This window comes from Stenotrophomonas maltophilia (assembly GCF_047497515.2).
Lineage (GTDB): Bacteria > Pseudomonadota > Gammaproteobacteria > Xanthomonadales > Xanthomonadaceae > Stenotrophomonas.
Window position 1 is genome coordinate 61,549 of record NZ_JAXAXL020000018.1, and the last position, 19,447, is coordinate 80,995.

A 19,447-nucleotide genomic window follows, 5' to 3' on the forward strand; every position below is an offset into this window, starting at 1 on the left:
ATGCGCCGCACTGACCGGCGCGTGCAAGCGGACGATGCGCACACGCCACTGCGCGGCGCCGGATTGATCCTGCTCAAGGCGCGGCCTGCACATCCGGTGTGCAATGGTGTCGTTCCCATCTGGCAGATCGCTACGGAGCCCCACCATGTACAAGCGCATCCTGATTGCCACCGACGGGTCCGAGCTGGCCGACAAGGGCCTGGCCAAGGGCCTGGAGCTGGCCAAGGACCTCAATGCCGAGGTCGATATCGTGACCGTTTCCGAGCCGTGGGCCGTCGGCATGTACGACGCCATGGGCTGGAGCGTGGGCTACATGAACAGCCCCGAGTACAAGGCTGACCGAGAGGAAGGCGCGCAGAAGGTACTGCAGCCGGCGCTGGCCAAGGCGGCCGAGCAGGGCATTACCGCCAATCCGGTGCATGTGCTGGACCGCTATGCGGCCGACGGCATCATCGAGACGGCGGGCGAGCGCAACAGCGACCTGATCGTGATGACCTCGCATGGCCGCCGTGGTGTCACCCGCGTGCTGCTGGGCAGCCAGACCGCTGAAGTGCTGGCGCGGAGCACCCTGCCGGTGCTGGTGATCCGCTGATCCACACCCGTTGATTCAAGCGTTCCCGGGGAGGGGACCCGACGCCGGCCGCAGGATGCGCGCCGGCGTTGTTTTTGTGGGGTCGTGGGCGTCGGTGTATCCACGCATGGCGTGGATCTACTGATAGGCGGGCACCCACGCATGACGTGGGTCCACGTTCGTTGTCCCGGTAGATCCACGCCATGCGTGGATGGGCCGTGCCGATCGCGTTGATGGGGTCAGAGCCCTTTCCTGTGGAAAGGGATCCGCCCCCGGTCACCTCACCAGCTGTACAGCTTCCAGTACACCGGCGAGACGCCGTCCTTGTCGTTGTCGAAACGGCCATCGCCGTTCTTGTCGTACATGTAGTACGGCGCGCCGCGCGACGGGGTCACCTTGACCATGCGCAGCTGGCCGGACACGCGGTATTCCTCGATGGTGTCACCGTTGTCCATGGTGCGCTTGGAGACATCGGCGCCCTTGACGTCCACCGGGGGAGCACCGGCGCCACCCATGCTGGCGCAGCCAGCGAGCAGGAGCACGGAAGCCAGCATCAGGGTCTTCATCGGCGGGGGCCTTTGCCTGGAGAGAGCCCCGATTATGCCCCATCGCCGGGTGCGTGCCGTGTCGTCGCGGTGCAGGCACGGGCGCGTAGAATCGGCGCATGAGCAGATTAGTCCTGATCGACGGGTCCAGTTACCTGTACCGCGCGTTCCACGCGCTGCCGCCCCTGTCCAATGCACAGGGTGAACCCACCGGCGCGCTGTTCGGCGTGGTCAACATGCTGCGCTCGACGCTGAAGGAGCGCCCGGCCTACGTGGCGTTCGTGGTCGATGCGCCCGGCAAGACCTTCCGTGACGACCTGTACGACCAGTACAAGGCCAACCGGCCGCCGATGCCCGACGAGCTGCGCAGCCAGGTCGAGCCGATGTGCCGCATCGTCGAGGCGCTGGGCATCAGCATCCTGCGCATTCCCGGCGTGGAAGCCGACGATGTGATCGGCACGCTGGCCCTGCAGGGCCTGGCGCAGGACCTGAAGGTGACCATTTCCACCGGCGACAAGGACTTCGCCCAGCTGGTGCGCCCGGGCATCGAGCTGGTCAACACCATGACCGGCAGCCGCATGGATTCGGACGCGGCGGTGATGGAGAAGTTCGGCGTGCGCGCCGACCAGATCATCGACCTGCTGGCGCTGATGGGCGACACCGTCGACAACGTGCCGGGCGTGGAGAAGTGCGGGCCGAAGACCGCCGCCAAGTGGCTGGCCGAGTACCAGCACCTGGACGGGGTGATGGCAGCCGCGCCGACCATGAAGGGCAAGATCGGCGAGAACCTGCGCGCCGCGCTGGAGCGGCTGCCGTTGAACCGCGAGCTGGTGACGATCCGCACCGACGTGGCGCTGGACGCCAGCCCGACCACGCTGGCCCTGCGCGAGCAGGACGTGCCGGAGCTGACCGAGCTGTATGCGCGCTACGGCTTCACCCAGGCGCTGAAGGAACTGGGTGCGCCGCTGCCGGCGCCCACCGCTGCCAGTGAGGCCACCCCGAGCCTGCGCGGTACCGCCGCCGGCTTCGCCCGTGGCAGCGCCGAAGCGCCGGCCGCCGGTACGCTGGACCCGGCGCTGGCTGCGCCCGGTGAATACGAGACGGTGCTGACCACCGAACAGCTGCAGGCCTGGGTCGAGCGCCTGCAGCAGGCCGACCTGATCAGCTTCGATACCGAGACCGATGCGCTGGACGCGATGCGTGCGCGCCTGGTTGGCGTCAGCCTGGCCGTCGAGCCGGGCAAGGCCGCCTACATTCCGGTCGGCCACGACTACCCGGGTGCGCCGGCCCAGCTGCCGTTGCAGCAGGTGCTGGATGCGCTGCGCCCGGTGCTGCAGGACCCGGCGAAGCAGAAGCTGGGCCAGCACGGCAAGTACGACCTGCATGTGCTGCGCCGCCATGGCGTGGACGTGCAGGGCTACCACGACGACACCATGCTCGAGAGTTTCGTGCTCAACTCCACCGCCACCCGCCACGACATGGACTCGCTGGCCCTGCGCTACCTGGGCTACAGCACCATCAAGTTCGAGGACGTGGCCGGCAAGGGCGCCAAGCAGATCCCGTTCTCGCAGGTGGGCATCGACGAGGCCAGCCGCTATGCGGCCGAGGACGCCGACATCACCTTGCGCCTGCACCACGCGCTGCAACCACAGCTGCTTGCCGAGCCGGCGCTGGACAGCGTGTACCGCGACATCGAGATGCCGCTGGTGCCGGTACTGACCACGATCGAAGCCAACGGCGTGCGGATCGATACCGACGAACTGCGCCGGCAGAGCCAGGACCTGTCCTCGCGCATGCTGGCCGCGCAGCAGAAGGCCACCGAGCTGGCCGGGCGCAGCTTCAACCTGGATTCGCCCAAGCAGCTGCAGGCGGTGCTGTTCGATGAGCTGAAGCTGCCGGCGGTGGTGAAGACCCCCAAGGGCCAGCCCAGCACCAATGAAGAGGCGCTGGAGGCGATTGCCGAGCAGCACGAGCTGCCGCGGGTGATCCTGGAGTACCGCGGCCTGGCCAAGCTGCGCAGCACCTACACCGACAAGCTGCCGGAGATGGTCAACCCGGACACCGGCCGCGTGCACACCAGCTACCACCAGTCCGGTGCCGCCACCGGCCGCCTGTCCTCGTCGGACCCGAACCTGCAGAACATCCCGATCCGCACCGAGGACGGCCGCCGCATCCGCCGCGCCTTCGTGGCGCCGGAGGGCTTCCAACTGCTGGCGGCCGACTATTCGCAGATCGAACTACGGATCATGGCCCACCTGTCCGAGGACCCGGGCCTGGTGCGCGCCTTCGAACAGGGCGCCGACGTCCACCGTGCCACCGCCGCCGAGGTGTTCGGGCGCACGCTGGAGGAAGTGACCCCGAACGAACGCCGCGCCGCCAAGGCGATCAACTTCGGCCTGATGTACGGCATGAGCGCCTTTGGCCTGGCCCGCAACCTGGGCATCGACCGTGGCCAGGCGCAGGACTACGTGGCGCTGTACTTCAGCCGCTACCCGGGCGTGCGCGACTTCATGGAGCGGATGCGCCAGCAGGCCCGCGACCAGGGCTACGTGGAAACCCTGTTCGGCCGCCGCCTGTACCTGAACGACATCCACGCCCGCAACCAGGGCCTGCGGGCCGGTGCCGAGCGCGCGGCGATCAACGCGCCGATGCAGGGCACCGCCGCCGACATCATCAAGCGCGCGATGGTGGACGTGGACCAGTGGCTGCGTGACAGTGGCGCACCGGCACGGATGATCCTGCAGGTGCACGACGAACTGGTGTTCGAAACCGAAAGTAATTTCGTCGAAGACTTGCGTTTGCAGGTGGTGGAACGCATGTCGCAAGCGGCCAAACTGCGGGTGCCGCTGGTGGTCGATACCGGTATCGGCAACAACTGGGACGAAGCGCACTGACGGCGTTTCAAGCCGAAAACGACGTGAATTTGTTCATGAGTCAGAGGTTTCTGACTCGATCATGAATGTTGCCCCGATTGAAGTTCATTAAATTGGGCCCCTTCACGAACCGTTAGTGTTCGGAGTGCTTCTATAACTCCCGACAGGCGCAATGCCTGTTGTGGATCTCTCCCATCCCCTGGAGCAGATCTCGGAACGGGGACTCCTCCCCAAGTGCCCGTTCCCCGGCCCCGTTGACCTCCCCCTGGTCAGCGGGGCTTTTTATTTGTGCCGCCGGAATACCTCCGGTGGGGCCGGACCCCAGGTGCTAGGCTGGGCCACCGCTCCGCAGGGAAAGCCGCAATGCCCGATCTGTTCGCACTGGCGATGCCGTGGTGGGAGTTCATCCTGCGCGCGGTGGTGGTGTATGTCGTGGTGCTGGGCATGGTCCGGCTCAGCGGCAAGCGCGCGCTGGGGCAGATCACGCCGTTCGACGTGCTGCTGATCGTGCTGCTGGGCAATGCCGTACAGAACGCCCTGCTGGGCACCGACACCTCGCTGGGCGGTGGCCTGCTGTTGGCAGCGACCCTGATCCTGCTCAACTACGGGGTGGGCTGGGTCAGTACCCGCAACCGGCGGATCGAACGCCTGGTCGAGGGAGAGCCGGTGGTGATCGCGCGCGATGGGCGCCTGTTCGAGACCGTGCTGCGCCGCGAACAGGTCACCCGCGCCGATTTCGAGGCCGCCATGCGCCAGCAGGGCTGCCTGGGCGTGGAGGATGTCGCGCTGGCTCTGCTGGAGATCAACGGGCACATCACGATCATCCCCAGCAAGAGCACCTGACGTTGTAGCGCCGAGCCCCCCGGTCAGGGCGCGCAGTGGGCGTTGCCCGCCGCCGGCTTGCGCTCGTAATAGGCGAAGCGGTTGCCGCCGTCGATACCGGCCAGGTTGCCGTTCTGCAGCAGCTGCAGCACGAAGTCGCTGCCGAGTTCGCGATGGATGAGGATGCGGCCGTCGCGCAGGCTGGCGCGCAGTGGCTGCTCGCGGCCACCGGCTTCGACCACGCCGCCCTGGAGGAAGCGCAGCTGCGACAGCACGCTGCGTTCGGCTTCAAAGCTGCCGCAGGGCAGCGCGCTGGCCGTGACCGGTGCCAATGCCGTGCCGGGAGCGCTGGCCAGCACGCCGAGGTCCTTGGCCGGCCCGCAGGCCGGGGCGTCCGCGCGCTGTGCACACGACAGCTGCAGCGCCTCGCGGGCCTGCAGCAGGCGGCCACTGCTCCACAAGGTCTCGGCGGTGTCGGCGCAGAACGTTTCGCCCTGCTGCACGCGGCACAGGGCGATCAGTTCATCCAGCTGTGCCGGCAGCAGCGGCGCTTCGACCGAATGCTGCAGGCCGAGCAGGGCCTTGCCCATCATTTCCGAGGCGACCTGCCTGGCCACCGCCGTGCAGCCCTCGGCGTCGAACGACGGTGACTCCTCCTTGCAGATCTCGGGCATCGGCGGCTCCGCTGTGCGCGGCGAAGCGTCCTTGGCCTGCTGCTGGTAGGTTTCCAGCAGGCGCATGCAGGCCGCGCCGACGCCCTCGGCGCACCAGGCATGCAGCTTCTGCGGCTCGGCTTCCGGCAAGGCCTCCAGGCACTCGGAGGTGTTCATCACGCAACCGTCTTCGATCGGCTCTGGCATCACCTTGCACGCGGCGGAGCGCTCGCGGGTGAACTCGCGGTAGGGCGTGCTGAGGGTGCGGTCGTTGTCGGAGAAGTACCAGTTTTCCAGGCGGCCCGTGGACAGGTTGCCGGTGCCGAGCACGTCGTCCTGGCGGGCGATGCGCAGTTCCTCGGTGGCCTGGTAGGGGCCGGACAGGAAGCCGTGGCCCTCGCTTTCGAGGGTCAGCGTGGTGTTGCCGCTGCTGTCCTTGTAGGTACCACAGGCCATCGATTGCGCGGCGGCCGGCAGGCTGGCCGAGGCCAGCACGAGCAGCAGCAGGGGGCGCCAACCCGCAACGCGGGGACGAAGGGAGACAGACGCAGGCATGACATCATCCTTGAGGAAAAAAAGACGACCTGTCCGGTGCACGACGCACCGCAGGCGTAGGGATGGCACCACGCGTCAGGCGTGGTGCCGGAAGATCAGAGCCAGTCGCGCGGCACCAGGTAATCAGCCAGGCGTGCCTCGGCACTGCCGGCGTCCGGGTTGAAGCCGTATTCCCAACGCACCCGCGGCGGCAGGCTCATCAGGATGCTTTCGCTGCGGCCACCGCTCTGCAGGCCGAACAGCGTACCGCGGTCGTAGACCAGGTTGAATTCCACGTAGCGGCCACGACGGTACAGCTGAAACTCGCGTTCGCGCTCGCCATAGGGCGTGTCCTTGCGCTGCTGCACGATCGGCAGGTACGCATCCAGGAAGCCATCGCCGACCGCGCGCAGGTAATCAAAATCGCGTTCGAAATCGCCGTGCAGGTCATCGAAGAACAGGCCGCCGATGCCGCGTGTTTCGTTGCGGTGGCGCAGGAAGAAGTACTCGTCGCACCAGCGCTTGTGCGCGGCGTAGCGTTCCTCGCCGAATGGCGCACACAGATCGCGCGCCACGCGATGCCAGTGCTGTACGTCCTCGTCGAACGGATAGAACGGGGTCAGGTCGAAGCCGCCCCCGAACCAGCTGGCCACCACGTCGCCGTCGCGCTGCGCCTGGAAGAAGCGCACGTTGGCGTGGGTGGTCGGCACGTAGGGATTGAGCGGATGGAACACCAGCGACACGCCGGTGGCGCGCCACGAGGCGCCGGCCAGTTCCGGGCGATTGGCCGAGGCTGAGGGTGGCAGGCGGCTGCCGGCCACGTCGGAAAAGCCGATGCCGGCCTGTTCGAACACCGCACCATCGCGCAGCACGCGGGTGCGCCCGCCGCCGCCCTCGGCCCGCTGCCACAGGTCTTCCTGGAAGCGGGCCTGGCCATCGACGGCCTCGATCGCCGCGCAGATGCGGTCCTGCAGGTCGGTGAGGTAGGCGCGCACGCGCTCGAATTCGTTCATGGCGCGTACTTTACCGCAGGGCTTGCCCGGGCCGTGCGTCGCACCGCGGTCAGCGCCGTGGTGGGCGGCACCGGCCCGCGCCGGTCACCGGTCGGTAGCGCTGGTAGGCGGTCTGGATGTCCATGCCGAGCAGGTCGCCATTGCCCAGCTGGCGCAGCACGAACGTCTCGCCGTTCTGCTGCAGCTGGACGGCACCGTCGTGCAGCCGGGCCTGGCTGCCATCACCGAAGTCGAACCTGTCGAACTGGCCACCGTCGGCCTCGTAGCGGCCACACGGCACCCGCTGCAGCGGCACCAGGCGCAGATCGGCGCCGAGTTCACGCAGCGGCGCGGTGCGTTCGCAGGCGCTGACGCGGCCGCCATCGCAGGTGACCTGCAGGGCCTGCACCGCCAAGGCGGGCTCCAGCGCGATCAGCTGCTGCGCGGCCACTTCGACGCAGAAGCGGCCACCCCGGTGCTGCAGGCACAACTGCTGCAGGCGATCGCGTGCAGCGGCCGGAAGCGGCGAATCCAGCGTGTCTTCGTCTTCCTGTGCCAGCCGTTGATCCACCCGCCGCATGGCGGCGGCCAGTGCATCGTCGGTCATGGCTTCGCAGGCCTGCCGATCGTGCCCGCCGGTGTGTTCACGGCACGGCGGCGGGCGCCCGAAGACTGCCGGGGCTGCCTCATCGGCTGCATCCGCCGCACCACCCTCACGCATCAGCCGCAGCAGCGTCGAGCAGCCCGCACCCACGCCCTCGTCGCAGGCCCGCCGGGCCTGGCCGGGCGAGGCCGTTGGCAGCTGCACCATGCAGTAGCTGCCAGCAGCGCGGCAGCCGCCTGCCACCGCGCTGGGTTCGGCGGTGCAGGTCCGGGACTGGCGCAGGGTGTAGATCACCGTCACGCTGTCCTCGATGCGCTGCCCATCGGCGCTGATCCGGATCGGTTCCGCCACGCCATCGTCGAGCATGACCAGGCGGGTCTGTTGCGCACTGCGATCGACCCACAGCGGCTCCGGCTCACCGATGCCGTTGTGGCGGTAACCGCTGCTGGGGCTGGTGAACACCAGTGCCATGCCGTCATCGAGGCTGCGGTACTCGCCGCAGCGCAGGGCATCGGCGCTGGCAGGCAGCGCGGCGAACAGCAGCAGGGCAGGGAAAAGAGCCAGCAAGCGCATGCGACGGTCCTTGTCGTGCGAGAAGGGAATGGGGCTCAGCGGAAGCGCGAGCGGATATCGGGCCGCAACAAACGCCAGGCGAGCCAACCCTGCAGGCCCAGGAACAGCACTGAAGTGCCGAGCAGGGTGAAGGTCATCATCCAGCGACGCGGCTGCAGCGACTGCTGCATCTCCGGCCCGTCGGCGAGCAGCACGATCATGTCGCGCATGAACACGTCCCACCACCAGGTGATCGCGAAATTGGCCAGCGCGCTCAACAGCAGCATCACCACGAAGCTCCATAGGCCCCAGTAGCGTTCGCGCAGCAGCCCCCAGCTGGCCACGGCCGAGACCAGGCAGAGCAGCGCGGCGATCATCGAGGCACCCACCGGGTGCGCCAGCAGCCAGGAAAGGCTGTGCATCTGCCGATGCTGTGCTTCACCTGCCAGCAGCTGCCAGAGTGGAACGTCGTGCAGCGGCCACACCAGCAGCCCCTGCAGCACGAAATAGCCGGCCAGCAGCGCGGACAGCCAGAAGGACGCCTGGACCAGTGGCCGGATCCACGCCTGGTAGGGCGAAGGCTGCAACGAGGGCGATGGGAGCGGCACTGACATCCGGTGTCCTTGCAATCGGCACCCGCGCGGTCAGCGGGCCGTCACCCGGGTGGCGACGGCCGGCAGGATATGGTGTTCGCTCAGCGGTGCCAAGGGCAGGCCGTGCGGCGGCTGCAGCGGCACCCAGGCCAGTTCGGCAATCTCGGCGCGCGCCTGCGCGGTACCGTCCACCTGCACCCACCACGCCTGTGCCTGCACGCGGTGGCCGGGCTCGTTCACCGCCCAGTCTTCGAAGGTGCCCAGCGCGAGGGCGGCATCGGCGCGCAGCTGCACGCCCAGTTCCTCGTCCAGTTCGCGGGCCAGCGCCTGCAGTGGGGCTTCGCCGGGTTCGGGCTTGCCGCCGGGCTGGATGAAGCGGCGGGCGCCGTGCTTGCGCACCACCAGCGCCCGGCCACGGTCATCCAGGATGACCGCGGCCACGATGCGGATCGTGGCCGCGGCGCGGCTCATGCCAGTCTGCTCACTTCAGGTTCTGCTCGAACAGCTTGAGGATGCGCTTGTACTGGTCCAGCCAGGAATCGGCGCGGGTGTAGCCATGACGTTCCAGCGGGTACGGTGCGATCGACCAGTTGTCCTTGTGCAGCTCGATCAGGCGCTGGGTCAGGTGCACCGAGTCCTGGAAGAACACGTTGTCATCCATCATGCCGTGGGCGATCAGCAGGTTGTCCTGCAGGTTCTGCGCGTACTCGATCGGCGAGGACACGCGGTACGCCTCCGGGTCGATGTCCGGGGTGTTGAGGATGTTGCTGGTGTAGCCGTGGTTGTAGTTGTGCCAGTCGACCACCGGGCGCAGCGCGGCGCCGGCCTTGAACGTGCCCGGTGCACGGAACAGCGCCATGAAGGTCATGAAACCGCCGTAGGAACCGCCGTAGATGCCGGCGTGCTCTCGGTCACCCTGCTGGGTGTCGACCAGCCAGTCCAGGCCGTCCTTGTAGTCTTCCAGTTCCGGGTGGCCCATGTTGCGGTAGATCGCCGTACGCCAGTCGCGGCCGTAGCCCTCGCTGCCGCGGTAATCCATGTCCAGCACGATGTAGCCCTTCTGCACCAGCAGGTTGTGGAACATCTGCTCGCGGAAGTAGGCCGGGTAGCGCTGGTGCACGTTCTGCAGGTAGCCGGCACCGTGCACGAACATCACGATCGGGTACTTGCGGCCCGGTTCCTTGTTTTCCGGTTCGTAGTACTTGGCCCAGACCACGCCTGCACCGTGCTTGGACGGCACCGCCACCAGCTTCGGCTGGATCCACTGGCGGGCCTTGTAGTCGGCGGTGCGGGTATCGGTCAGCACGCGCGCCTGGCCACCGGCACTGGGCAGCACCGCCAGCTGAGGCGGCAGGTAGGCGCCGGAGTAGCGCACCAGCAGCTGCTGGCCATCCGGCGACAGCGAGAAATCTTCCACGCCGTTGAGGCTGGTCAGCTCGCGCACCTGGCGGCTGCCGGTGTCGACCGCGCAGACTTCGTAGTCATGCGGCGCCTGCTGGTTGCACAGGAAGTAGAAGCCCTTGCCATCGGCCGACGGCACCGGCGCCGAGGTTTCCCACTTGCCGCTGGTCAGCGCCTGCGGCTTGGCGCTGCCGGCCTGGGTGTACAGGTGCGAGAAGCCCGATTCCTCGGACAGCAGCCACAGCGTGCGGCCATCGGCCATCCAGCCGAAATCGTTGAAGCCCCAGTTGATCCAGGCGTTGTCGGTGAGGCGGTGGCGGTTCTGCACGCGGCCGTCGGCGGCATTGACGCTGATGATCCAGCGGTCCTTGTTGTCGTTGGCACGCAGCATCACCGCGGCCTGCTGGCCGTCGGCGCTCCAGCGGATGCCACCGCCCATGAAATCGCTCATCACCTGCACGCTGCGCTCGCCCTTCAGCGCCTCCTTGCCGGCCTTGCGGCGCAGTTCGGCCAGCGGGTCGGTGCTGATGCCCGGCAGGGCGCTGAGCGAGACCTTCTCGGCCTTGCCGGTGCGCACGTCCACGTACCACAGGGTGTGCGGCTCGAAGCCGTTGCGGCCGACGCGGGTGCGGGTGTCCTCGGTTTCCTCGTAGCCCGATTCGGTCACGTACAGCGGCATCTTGCTGGTGCGGCCGTCGTCGAAGTCCTTCGGCTTGGTGACCACGATCAGGTGGGTCAGGTCCGGCGACAGCACGCTGTCCCCGATCTCGACGTCGGCGCCCAGGTACACCGGGCCCGGCGCGCGGGTCGGGTCGGCCTGGCGCCAGCGCTGGTCCTGGTCCTTCAGTGCCTCGCGCTGGTCGCGGTCGCGGCGCAGGGTTTCCAGCGTACGCAGCTGCTGGTCGCGCAGCACGTCGGCCTTGGGCGCCGTGCGCGGGTCTTTTTCGGCTTTCAGGCTGGCCACCTGCTGCACGCCGCTGGCGGCGGTCCAGTGGAACCAGCTCTGGCCGACGCGCCAGATCACGCCGTTGTCGGCGGCGAAGTTCACGTTGCCCGCGCGCTCGTTGCTGCGGGTCAGCTGGGTCAGCGCGCCGCTGCGCAGGTCGCGCACGAACACGTCGCCATTGCGCACGAAGGCGCTGCGGCTGCGGCTGCGGTCGTAGACCGGTTCGGCGACATCCAGCGTACCGCGCTGGTCATCGGCCACCTGCGCGGCGACGCCACCAGCCAGCGGCTGGCGGAAGGTGTCGCGTACCGGGCTGCCGGTGCGCTTGAGCTGGTATTCCACCTGCTGGCTGTTCCACGACCACCAGGCCTTCTCGACCGGCGGACCGATCCAGTCCGGGTCGGCCATGGCCTGTTCGATGGTGATCGGCGTCGGCGCGGCATGCGCGGCCGGTGCGGCCAGCACGGCCGACAGCAGGAGGGACAGGGGCAGCACTCGGGACATGGGCGGACGGCACCGGAAGAGGAAACCGGGCAAGGGTAGCAGCCACTACGGCCGGGGGCAGGGGCCACAGGTCATGGCAGCGGAATCGGCAAAATGCTGCAACCGGTAGCCGGCCTCGCGCATCCATTCTCCTGAACCCGCATCATCCACCGAACAGGAGCCCGACCATGCAGGAACTGATCCCGATCACCCTCTTCATCTGCATCGCCTACGCGATCCATGCCATTGCCGATGCCCGCGCCCGCAGCAAGCTGGTCGCCCCGCACGTGCCGGAGGAAGTGATCCGCTCGCTGGCCATTCTGGAAGAAGAACGCCGCCGCCAGGGTGCGCTGCGCTGGGGCATCAGCCTGGTCTGCCTGGCGCTGGCGATGGCCCTGCTGGAAGCCATCGGCGCCCGTGACCTGACCTTCGGCGCCGCCGCCGCGCTGGTCGGCAGTGCCGGTCTCGGCCAGCTGCTGGCCTGGCACTTCACCCGTCCTGCGGCGCGCAAGGGCTGAGCCGGAACATGCCACGGGCACACGGGGCGCCCCGCGCATGAGCCTGCTCGGCGAAGCGCTGTCGGCACTGCGGGGCCGTCGCCGTCCCGACACGGCGGCGATCGCAGCGCCTGCCGAACCACTGGACACGGACCAGGCCTTGGTGCGGGCCATCATCGATGGCTCGCAGGCGGCCTTCTCGCAGCTGGTGGAAACCCATCAGCGCACCTGTGCGCATGTGATCGGGCGCATGGTCGGCGATCGCGACCAGGTCGCCGACCTGCTGCAGGAGACCTTCCTGGCGGTGTTCCGCCAGCTGCACCGGTTCCGCTTTGAATCCTCGTTGCGCACCTGGGTATCGCGGGTGGCCTATACCACCGCGTTGCAGCATCTACGGCGGCGCCGGCTGGAGGCGCAGTGGATGGTGGCGGTGGAAGTGCCCGAGGAACTGGGCATCGGCGATGAAGGGCCCGGGCCGGCTGAACTCAGCGAATCGCTGCAGGCCGGTCGCCAACTGGGCGCGGCGCTGGAACGATTGAGCCCCCCACAGCGGCTGATCGTGGGCCTGCACTACCTGGAGGACTTCGATCTGGCCGAGATCGAACAGGTGACGGGGCTTGCGCGCGGTACCATCAAGAGCCACCTGTACCGCGCGCGGCAGACCCTGAAGCAGGAGCTGACGCGGCGCGCCACCGCCGGAGAACTGCTGTGAGCCAATCGACCGACCCTCGCGATGCGGACGAGCGCGCGCTGGCACAGGCGTTGCGTGAGCAGATCCAGCACGAACAGACGCCGGATGTAAGCGAGGCGCTGCAGCAGCGCATTACCGCTGAATCGCGCGACAGTGGCGTGCTGTACGTGGTGGTGCAGGTGCTGTTGTTTGGCGCGCTGCTGGCTGCAGCGGCCTGGTATTTCTGGGGCTGAGGCGCCCGCCGGGTGATGGGCCTGGTAGATGCCGACCTTGGTCGGCGTTGGGGCGTGTGCCAACCAAGGTTGGCAGCTACCAAAGCGGTCAATCGGTAGTGCTGGGCCATGCCTGGCAGGCCATCCCGCCTGCGACAAAGTGAAGCAGCGCGTCACCCGGTCGCATCCCCGCTTAACCAAATCCTCCTAAAGTGGTCCTGTATCCCACCGGTCGCAGGCAGGAGGCGTCCCTTGGACGCGTTGTTGTTGTCCCGGATCCAGTTCGGATTCGTCATCAGTTTCCACGTGCTGTTCCCCGCCTTCACCATCGGTACGGCCAGCTGGCTGGCCTTCATCGAATGGCGCTGGCTGCGCACGAAGCTGCCCGTGTGGCGCGAGTTGTACTTCTTCTGGCAGAAGATCTTCGCGGTGTCGTTCGGCATGGGCGTGGTCAGCGGCATCGTCATGGCCTTCCAGTTCGGTACCAACTGGCCGCGGTTGAGCGAAGTGGCTGGCACGGTCATCGGCCCGCTGCTGACCTATGAAGTGCTGACCGCGTTCTTCCTGGAGGCCAGCTTCCTCGGCGTGATGATGTTCGGCTGGGGCCGGGTCTCGCCGCGCCTGCATTTCCTGTCCACCTGCATGGTCGCGCTGGGCACGCTGTTCTCCACGTTCTGGATCTTGTCGTCCAACAGCTGGCTGCATACGCCGGCCGGCTACGAGATGGTCAATGGCATCGTGCACCCGGTGGACTGGTGGCAGGTGGTGTTCAATCCCTCGTTCCCATACCGCCTGGCGCACATGGCGCTGGGTTCGTTCATCACCACCTGTTTCGTGATCGGTGGCGTCGGCGCGTGGTACCTGCGCAAGGGCACACACGTGGAAGCGGGTCGGCGCATGCTGGTCGCGGCGGTGGCGTTCGCCGCGCTGACCGTGCCGGTGCAGATCTTCGTCGGCGACATGCATGGCCTGAACACGCTCAAGCATCAGCCGATGAAGATCGCGGCGATGGAAGCGCACTGGCATGAAACCAAGGAAGGCGAGGGCGTGCCGCTGGTGGTGTTCGCGCTGCCCAACGAGAAGGAAGAGCGCAACGATTTCGAAGTCGCCATCCCGAAGCTGGGCAGCGTGATCCTCACCCATTCGCTGGACGGCAGCTTCGATCCGCTCACCTCGGTACCGGCCAGCGAACGGCCGCCGGTGACGCCGGTGTTCTTCGCCTTCCGCATCATGGTCGGGCTGGGCACGCTGATGCTGCTGCTGGCCTGGGTATCGGCGTTCCAGCTGTGGCGGAAGAAGCTGCTCGATTCGCCGTGGCTGCTGCGCGGCTGGAACTGGATGCTGCCCAGTGGCTTCATCGCACTGCTGTCCGGCTGGTTCGTCACCGAAATGGGGCGCCAGCCGTGGGTGGTGTACGGCGTGCTGCGCACCGCCGATGCGGTCGGCCCACAGAGTGCGTGGATGACCGCGCTGTCGCTGGGTGTCTATGTGGTTGGCTATGCCTTCGTGTTCGGCTGGGGCATCTGGTACCTGGTGAAGATCCTGCGCCATGGGCCACAGCCGTATGCCGAAGGGCCGTCGCTGGACCATGGCAGCCACACCCCGGCGCGCCCGCTGTCGGCGGCCGACGAACCGCTGGAGGAGCGCTGACATGGACCTGATGACCTGGCTGCCGGTGGCGTGGTTCGCGGTGATCGGTTTCGGCGTGCTGATGTACGTGGTGCTGGATGGCTTCGTGCTCGGCATCGGCATTCTCGCGCCGTTCGCCGAGGACGAGGAGCAGCTGGACCTGATGATGAACACCGCCGCGCCGATCTGGGACGGCAACGAGACCTGGCTGGTGCTGGGTGGCGCCGGCCTGCTGGCGGCGTTCCCGAAGGCCTATGCAGTGCTGCTGTCGGCGCTGTACCTGCCGGTGCTGCTGCTGGTGGTGGCGCTGGTGTTCCGCGGCGTGGCCTTCGAGTTCCGCTTCAAGGCGCACCGCTCACGCCGGTTGTGGAGCGTGGCGTTCGGGCTGGGCTCGCTGCTGGCCACGTTCGCGCAGGGCGTGATTCTGGGCACGCTGGTGCAGGGCCTGCCGCTGGTGGACGGCGTCTACCAGGGCGGTGCGTTCGCCTGGTTCAGCCCGTTCGCGATGTTGACCGGCGCCGCGCTGGTGGCCGGCTACGCACTGCTGGGCAGTACCTGGCTGATCCTGAAGACCGTAGGCCGCGTGCAGGCGCTGGCGCGGCAGATGACCCGGCCGCTGGTGGTGGCGGTGATCGCGGCGATGGGCCTGGTCAGCAGCTGGCTGCCGTTCCTGCAGTCGCGGCTGATGGACCGCTGGTTCAGCGACGGCAACTTCTGGTGGCTGTCGCCGGTACCGCTGCTGACCCTGGCGGTGGCGGCTGCGTTGTGGCGCAGCGCCACCCATCCGCGCCGCGACCTGCCGCCGTTCCTGCTCAGCCTGGCGCTGTTCGTGCTTGGCTTCCTCGGCCTGGTGCTGGGCATGTGGCCCTACCTGCTGCCGCCGTCGATGACGCTGTGGCAGGCCGCTGCGCCGGCGTCGTCGCTGGGCTTCACCCTGGTCGGGCTGGTGATCCTGCTGCCGGTCATCCTCGGCTATACCGCGTGGTCCTACCGGGTGTTCCGCGGCAAGGTGCACGCCAACGCGGGCTATCACTGAGCGCCGCGTCAAGGCTGAACGCCGTCGCCACATTGCTGAACCTCACCGGGGAAACGCCGTCGAACACGCCGCCATCGTCGGCTGACGGCTTTCCCCGGTGTCGGCTTTCCGACACAATCATGGCTCTTCCCGGGTTATTGTCCCGCGGACATGCACGCCTACGTCTATAAAAGCCAACTCAAGCCGGACACCTACGTCTACGTTCCCCGACGCGAAGATTTCAGCGCGCTGCCTGCGCCGCTGCTCAAATCGCTGGGGACGCTCACTTTCGTCCTGGACGTTGCCCTGGATGCCCAACGGCGCCTGGCCCAGGCCGATCCGGACAAGGTCCGCAGCGAAATGAACGAGCGCGGGTTCTACCTGCAGGTACCGCCGTCGGTGGCCAGCCTGATGCCGCGCCACTATGACTGACGCCTCTCGTCCGCGCGCGCTGTCGATCGCTTTCGCCGTCGGCGCCCTGTTGGCGCTGGGCGCTGCCGTGGGCGGCGTTGCGGGTGCCATCCTTGCCGCATTGGCACAACCTGCGTTCGCGCTGGGCGTGTCGTGGTGGCGGCGCAGTCGTGCGCTGCTGCCACTGAAGCGGGTCGCGCGCCAGGACCTGCCGGCGCTGCTGGCGTTGTGGTCGGCCGCGCCGTTGTTGCTGGCGCTGCTGCTGGCCTGGCCGTTGGCCGCGCTGCGTGACAGCGGCAGCCTGGCGGCAGTGCTGGGCCTGAGCGTGCTGGTCAGTGCCGGACTGCTGGCGGCCTGGCGTACCTGGCCGTTGTGGAACGATGTTGAACGCCTGGATGGCAGCCTGGCCCAGCATTGGCAGGCGCTGGCCGGACGTGACCTGACCGCTTGGCGCGGCCTCGGTGTGGCCGCGCTGGTGATCACCCTGGCCGCACTGGTGGTGCTGCCGGCCTGGCCCGACCTGCTGCCGGAAAGCGCACGCTGGCCCGCCGCGCTGGCGGTGGTGGTGCTGTCGCCACTGCTGCATCTTCTGCTGCAGCGGGTCGCGCCCGCTCCGCTGGTGTCGTTGCGCCCCAGCCCGTTGGCCACGGCCAGCAGCGAACACGAACCGATGTTCGCCGCGGCGGCCGAAACCGCGCCGCTGGAGGCAATGGCGCCGCAGGAACTGACCCCGGCCCTGTATGAAGCCGCCCGCCATGGCCGCATCGACCGTGGCCTGCAGCTGCTGCAGGCAGGCGCCGATCCCTATGCGCTGCCGGACCCGAACTGGCGCGACCAGCGCAGCCTGGCAGTACTGGCCGCGGTGCTGCCGGACCTGCGGCTGCTGCGTGAACTGATTGCCCGTGGCGTCGACGTGAACGCGCCGCACCGCGGCATGACCCCACTGTTGGCGGCCACCCGTGACAGCTGGCACGGGCGCCCCGAAGCGGTGATGACCCTGCTCGCCAACGGTGCCGATTCGCGCGCCACCGACAGCGATGGCAATACGCCGCTGCATCACGCCGCACGCAGTTCCGACCCGGGTGTGGCAGCACTGCTGCGCGATGCGGCGGCCGAAGTCGATGCACTGAATCGCGACGGCTGGTCGCCGCTGGCGGTGGCCTGCCAGGTCGGCAACTGGCGCCTGGCGCGTTTCCTGCTCGAGCGCGGTGCCCGCAGCGAGCCGGCCGATGGCACGCCGGTGCTGCTGGCCGCCGCCGCCACCGAAGACGACGATCCGGCCGGTGTGCAGCTGCTGCTCAAGCACAAGGCGCGCGCCGACGCGCGTGATCGTCAGCGCCGCAGCGCGCTGCATGAGGCCGCACTGGCGGGCCACGTCGAGATCATCGGCGTGCTGCTCGGTGCCGGCGCCAACCTGGAAGCGCGCGATGCGCTGGGGCGCACGCCATGGCTGGAAGCCGCCCGCGCCGGCCGTGCCGCCGTGGTCGAGCATCTGCTGCCGCACAAGCCGGACCTGGTCGCCGTGGATGGCGAAGGCCGCAACGCGGTGCAGCTGGCAGCGATGGCCGAGGATGTTTCGCCGCTGCTGATCAAGCGCCTGGTCGAGCTGGGCATTGCCGCCGATGCCACCGATCCGGTCGGCCGCCGTGCGGTGGACTACGCCGCCGAAGCCGGCCGCTGGGCGATCGTCGCGCTGCTGGACCCGTCCTATCCGTTGCCGGCTGCGGTCAGTGATGGCCTGGCCGAGCGTGGCGAAGCGGCCAGTGCCAGTGGCCTGCTGCCGGATCGCCCACCGCTGACCCTGCTGCGCGAAGCGCTGGGCTTCGGCAACACCGAAGGCATGGCCGCGCTGGCCAGGCTGTGCCAGCCGGAAGAACTGGGCGGCCTGCTGCTCGACCCCGAGCTGGCGCTGGAGCCGCGCGCCGTGGAGTGGTTGCTTGCGCACGGTGCCGATCCCTATGTGCGTGACGCCTGCGCCGATACGCCGATGTTCGCGCTGCTGTCGCGCGGCATCGATGCGGTGCCGGCGCTGCAGGTGATGCTGCAGCGTGGCCTGTCGCCGGCGGGCCGTGGCGGCCTGGCGCGCTTCCTTGCCGCCTGTGCACAACATGATCAGGCCGCCCGAGGGCTGGAACAGCTGGCGCTGGAATTGCTGGAACGTGGCGCCGATCCGTTTGCGGCCTCGCCGGCCGGCGATCCGCCGCTGTCACTGGCGGTACGCCTGGGTTGGCTGCGCCTGCAGCAGGCGCTGCTGAAGGCCGGCGTCGATCGCGAAGCGCGCGACAGCCATGGCATGACCGCCTTGCATCTGGCCACCGCGCTGGCCCGCGAAGGTGCACTGAAGCTGCTGGTGCAGCATGGTGCCTCGCCGGAAGCACGCGCCGCCGATGGCCAGACGCCGCTGGGCGTGGCGCTGTCGATCGGTCGCCGTGACCTGGCCGATTGGCTGGACTGGCGGGTGTGGCCGTTGCCGCGCCGCACCCTGCGCGAGGCCGATCTGCCGGCCGCCGCGATGGCCGGTGATGTGGACGCCGTGCGTCGCCTGATCGATCTGGGATTCGCGGTCGACGCGGTCGATGCACAGGGCTGCACTGCGCTGCTGCGTGCGGCCGGTGGTGGCCATCTGGCGGTGACCGACCTGCTGCTGGCGCGTGGCGCCGATCCTCAGCACGCGGCGGTCAGTGGTGCCACGCCGTTGTCGGCGGCGGTCAGCATGCGCCAGGTGGACATCGTCTCGGCCCTGCTCGATGCCGGTGCCAAGCTGGAACATCGCCTGCCGGGCGGGGTGACGGTGCTGATGCTGGCCTCGGCGCTGGGCCTGCCGGACATCGTCGCGCGCCTGCTGACCGCTGGCGCCGATGTACATGCTGGTGACGCGCAGCAGCTGGGGCCGCTGCACTGTGCCGCGCTGTACGGCTTCAGTGCCCGCGACCGCTCGCGCCTGCTGGCGCTGCTCGACACCCTGCTGCTGGCCGGCGCCGAGCCGGACCAGGCCGCTGCCGGTTCGGTCACGCCTTTGCTGCTGCTGCTGGGCGCACGCGCCGAGCCGGGCACCGCCTGCGACGAGCAAGTGGTGATGGCCGCGGTGGAACGCCTGCTGGACGAGGACGTGAGCCTGGACGTGCGCGACCCGCGCGGTTTCGGTCCGCTGCACTTGGCCGCCCTGCATGGGCTGCCGTTGCTGGTGCAGCGCCTGCTGCGTGCCGGTGCCGATCCGGAAGTGCGCGACGGCCTCAACCGCAGCCCGCGCGAGATCGCGGTGATGCGCGGCTTCATCGACGTGGCCGGTGAGTTCGAGCCGCGCGTGCCGGGCGTTTCCTCGATGGCCCGGTTCCTGCGCGACAACGGCTGATCCCTGGAAATGGGTAGTGCCGGCCGCTGGCCGGCAATCCAATGAAACCACCGGAATCCCGAGGTTGCCGG

At 68.5% G+C, this 19,447-nt stretch carries 17 protein-coding genes; 10 read left to right on the forward strand and 7 right to left on the reverse strand.

The window, feature by feature from the left end:
- Positions 1 to 145: 145 nt before the first annotated feature.
- Positions 146 to 592, forward strand: coding sequence for a universal stress protein (locus ACMZPQ_RS19480; protein WP_005411629.1), 447 nt, complete (start codon positions 146 to 148; stop codon positions 590 to 592).
- Between the two features lie 260 nt (positions 593 to 852).
- Here ACMZPQ_RS19480 and ACMZPQ_RS19485 read toward each other — a convergent pair whose 3' ends face one another.
- Positions 853 to 1,137 carry a DUF2782 domain-containing protein gene (locus tag ACMZPQ_RS19485; RefSeq protein WP_040006855.1) on the reverse strand — a complete coding sequence of 95 codons (285 nt, stop codon included), beginning with the start codon at positions 1,135 to 1,137 and terminating at the stop codon, positions 853 to 855.
- A gap of 98 nt (positions 1,138 to 1,235) precedes the next feature.
- On the opposite strand from ACMZPQ_RS19485, the gene polA reads away from it, so the two are divergent.
- Positions 1,236 to 4,010 (forward strand): DNA polymerase I, encoded by a 2,775-nt coding sequence (gene polA, locus ACMZPQ_RS19490; protein WP_197581845.1) that lies wholly within the window; start codon positions 1,236 to 1,238, stop codon positions 4,008 to 4,010.
- Positions 4,011 to 4,352: 342 nt separating this feature from the next.
- Positions 4,353 to 4,832, forward strand: a complete 480-nt coding sequence (locus tag ACMZPQ_RS19495; RefSeq protein WP_197581842.1) for a YetF domain-containing protein — start codon at positions 4,353 to 4,355, stop codon at positions 4,830 to 4,832.
- Between the two features lie 23 nt (positions 4,833 to 4,855).
- Here the strand turns inward: ACMZPQ_RS19495 and ACMZPQ_RS19500 are convergent, their stop codons facing one another.
- The 6 genes from ACMZPQ_RS19500 to ACMZPQ_RS19525 form a co-directional block, all read right to left on the reverse strand.
- Complete coding sequence (locus ACMZPQ_RS19500; protein WP_197581841.1) at positions 4,856 to 6,019, reverse strand: hypothetical protein; 1,164 nt, start codon at positions 6,017 to 6,019, stop codon at positions 4,856 to 4,858.
- A 95-nt stretch (positions 6,020 to 6,114) separates the two neighbouring features.
- The gene (hemF, locus tag ACMZPQ_RS19505; RefSeq protein WP_197581839.1) at positions 6,115 to 7,011 is read right to left on the reverse strand and encodes an oxygen-dependent coproporphyrinogen oxidase; all 897 of its coding nucleotides are present in this window, start codon (positions 7,009 to 7,011) and stop codon (positions 6,115 to 6,117) included.
- 49 nt (positions 7,012 to 7,060) lie between these two features.
- On the reverse strand, positions 7,061 to 8,167 hold the full coding sequence (locus tag ACMZPQ_RS19510; RefSeq protein WP_197581837.1) for a hypothetical protein: 1,107 nt from the start codon (positions 8,165 to 8,167) through the stop codon (positions 7,061 to 7,063).
- Between the two features lie 35 nt (positions 8,168 to 8,202).
- Complete coding sequence (locus tag ACMZPQ_RS19515) at positions 8,203 to 8,760, reverse strand: hypothetical protein (protein ID WP_197581835.1); 558 nt, start codon at positions 8,758 to 8,760, stop codon at positions 8,203 to 8,205.
- A gap of 30 nt (positions 8,761 to 8,790) precedes the next feature.
- Complete coding sequence (locus ACMZPQ_RS19520; protein WP_197581833.1) at positions 8,791 to 9,210, reverse strand: NUDIX hydrolase; 420 nt, start codon at positions 9,208 to 9,210, stop codon at positions 8,791 to 8,793.
- A 10-nt stretch (positions 9,211 to 9,220) separates the two neighbouring features.
- The gene (locus ACMZPQ_RS19525; RefSeq protein ID WP_197581831.1) at positions 9,221 to 11,590 is read right to left on the reverse strand and encodes a prolyl oligopeptidase family serine peptidase; all 2,370 of its coding nucleotides are present in this window, start codon (positions 11,588 to 11,590) and stop codon (positions 9,221 to 9,223) included.
- A gap of 167 nt (positions 11,591 to 11,757) precedes the next feature.
- Between ACMZPQ_RS19525 and ACMZPQ_RS19530 the strand changes: the two genes are divergently transcribed.
- From ACMZPQ_RS19530 to ACMZPQ_RS19560, 7 genes are all read left to right on the forward strand, one after another.
- Positions 11,758 to 12,087 (forward strand): hypothetical protein, encoded by a 330-nt coding sequence (locus tag ACMZPQ_RS19530; protein WP_197581829.1) that lies wholly within the window; start codon positions 11,758 to 11,760, stop codon positions 12,085 to 12,087.
- 37 nt (positions 12,088 to 12,124) lie between these two features.
- On the forward strand, positions 12,125 to 12,778 hold the full coding sequence (locus tag ACMZPQ_RS19535; RefSeq protein ID WP_197581827.1) for an RNA polymerase sigma factor: 654 nt from the start codon (positions 12,125 to 12,127) through the stop codon (positions 12,776 to 12,778).
- Complete coding sequence (locus tag ACMZPQ_RS19540) at positions 12,775 to 12,990, forward strand: hypothetical protein (protein WP_197581825.1); 216 nt, start codon at positions 12,775 to 12,777, stop codon at positions 12,988 to 12,990. Before ACMZPQ_RS19535 ends, ACMZPQ_RS19540 begins: the two co-directional genes overlap by 4 nt.
- 231 nt (positions 12,991 to 13,221) lie before the next feature.
- Positions 13,222 to 14,619 carry a cytochrome ubiquinol oxidase subunit I gene (locus tag ACMZPQ_RS19545; RefSeq protein ID WP_197581823.1) on the forward strand — a complete coding sequence of 466 codons (1,398 nt, stop codon included), beginning with the start codon at positions 13,222 to 13,224 and terminating at the stop codon, positions 14,617 to 14,619.
- A 1-nt stretch (position 14,620) separates the two neighbouring features.
- A complete protein-coding gene (gene cydB / locus ACMZPQ_RS19550) occupies positions 14,621 to 15,634 on the forward strand; it encodes a cytochrome d ubiquinol oxidase subunit II (protein ID WP_197581821.1) in 1,014 nt (337 codons plus the stop codon).
- A 150-nt stretch (positions 15,635 to 15,784) separates the two neighbouring features.
- Complete coding sequence (locus ACMZPQ_RS19555) at positions 15,785 to 16,045, forward strand: YcgL domain-containing protein (protein ID WP_197581819.1); 261 nt, start codon at positions 15,785 to 15,787, stop codon at positions 16,043 to 16,045.
- A complete protein-coding gene (locus tag ACMZPQ_RS19560; RefSeq protein ID WP_197581817.1) occupies positions 16,038 to 19,376 on the forward strand; it encodes an ankyrin repeat domain-containing protein in 3,339 nt (1,112 codons plus the stop codon). The genes ACMZPQ_RS19555 and ACMZPQ_RS19560 overlap by 8 nt, the downstream gene beginning before the upstream one ends.
- The last annotated feature ends 71 nt before the right edge of the window (positions 19,377 to 19,447 follow it).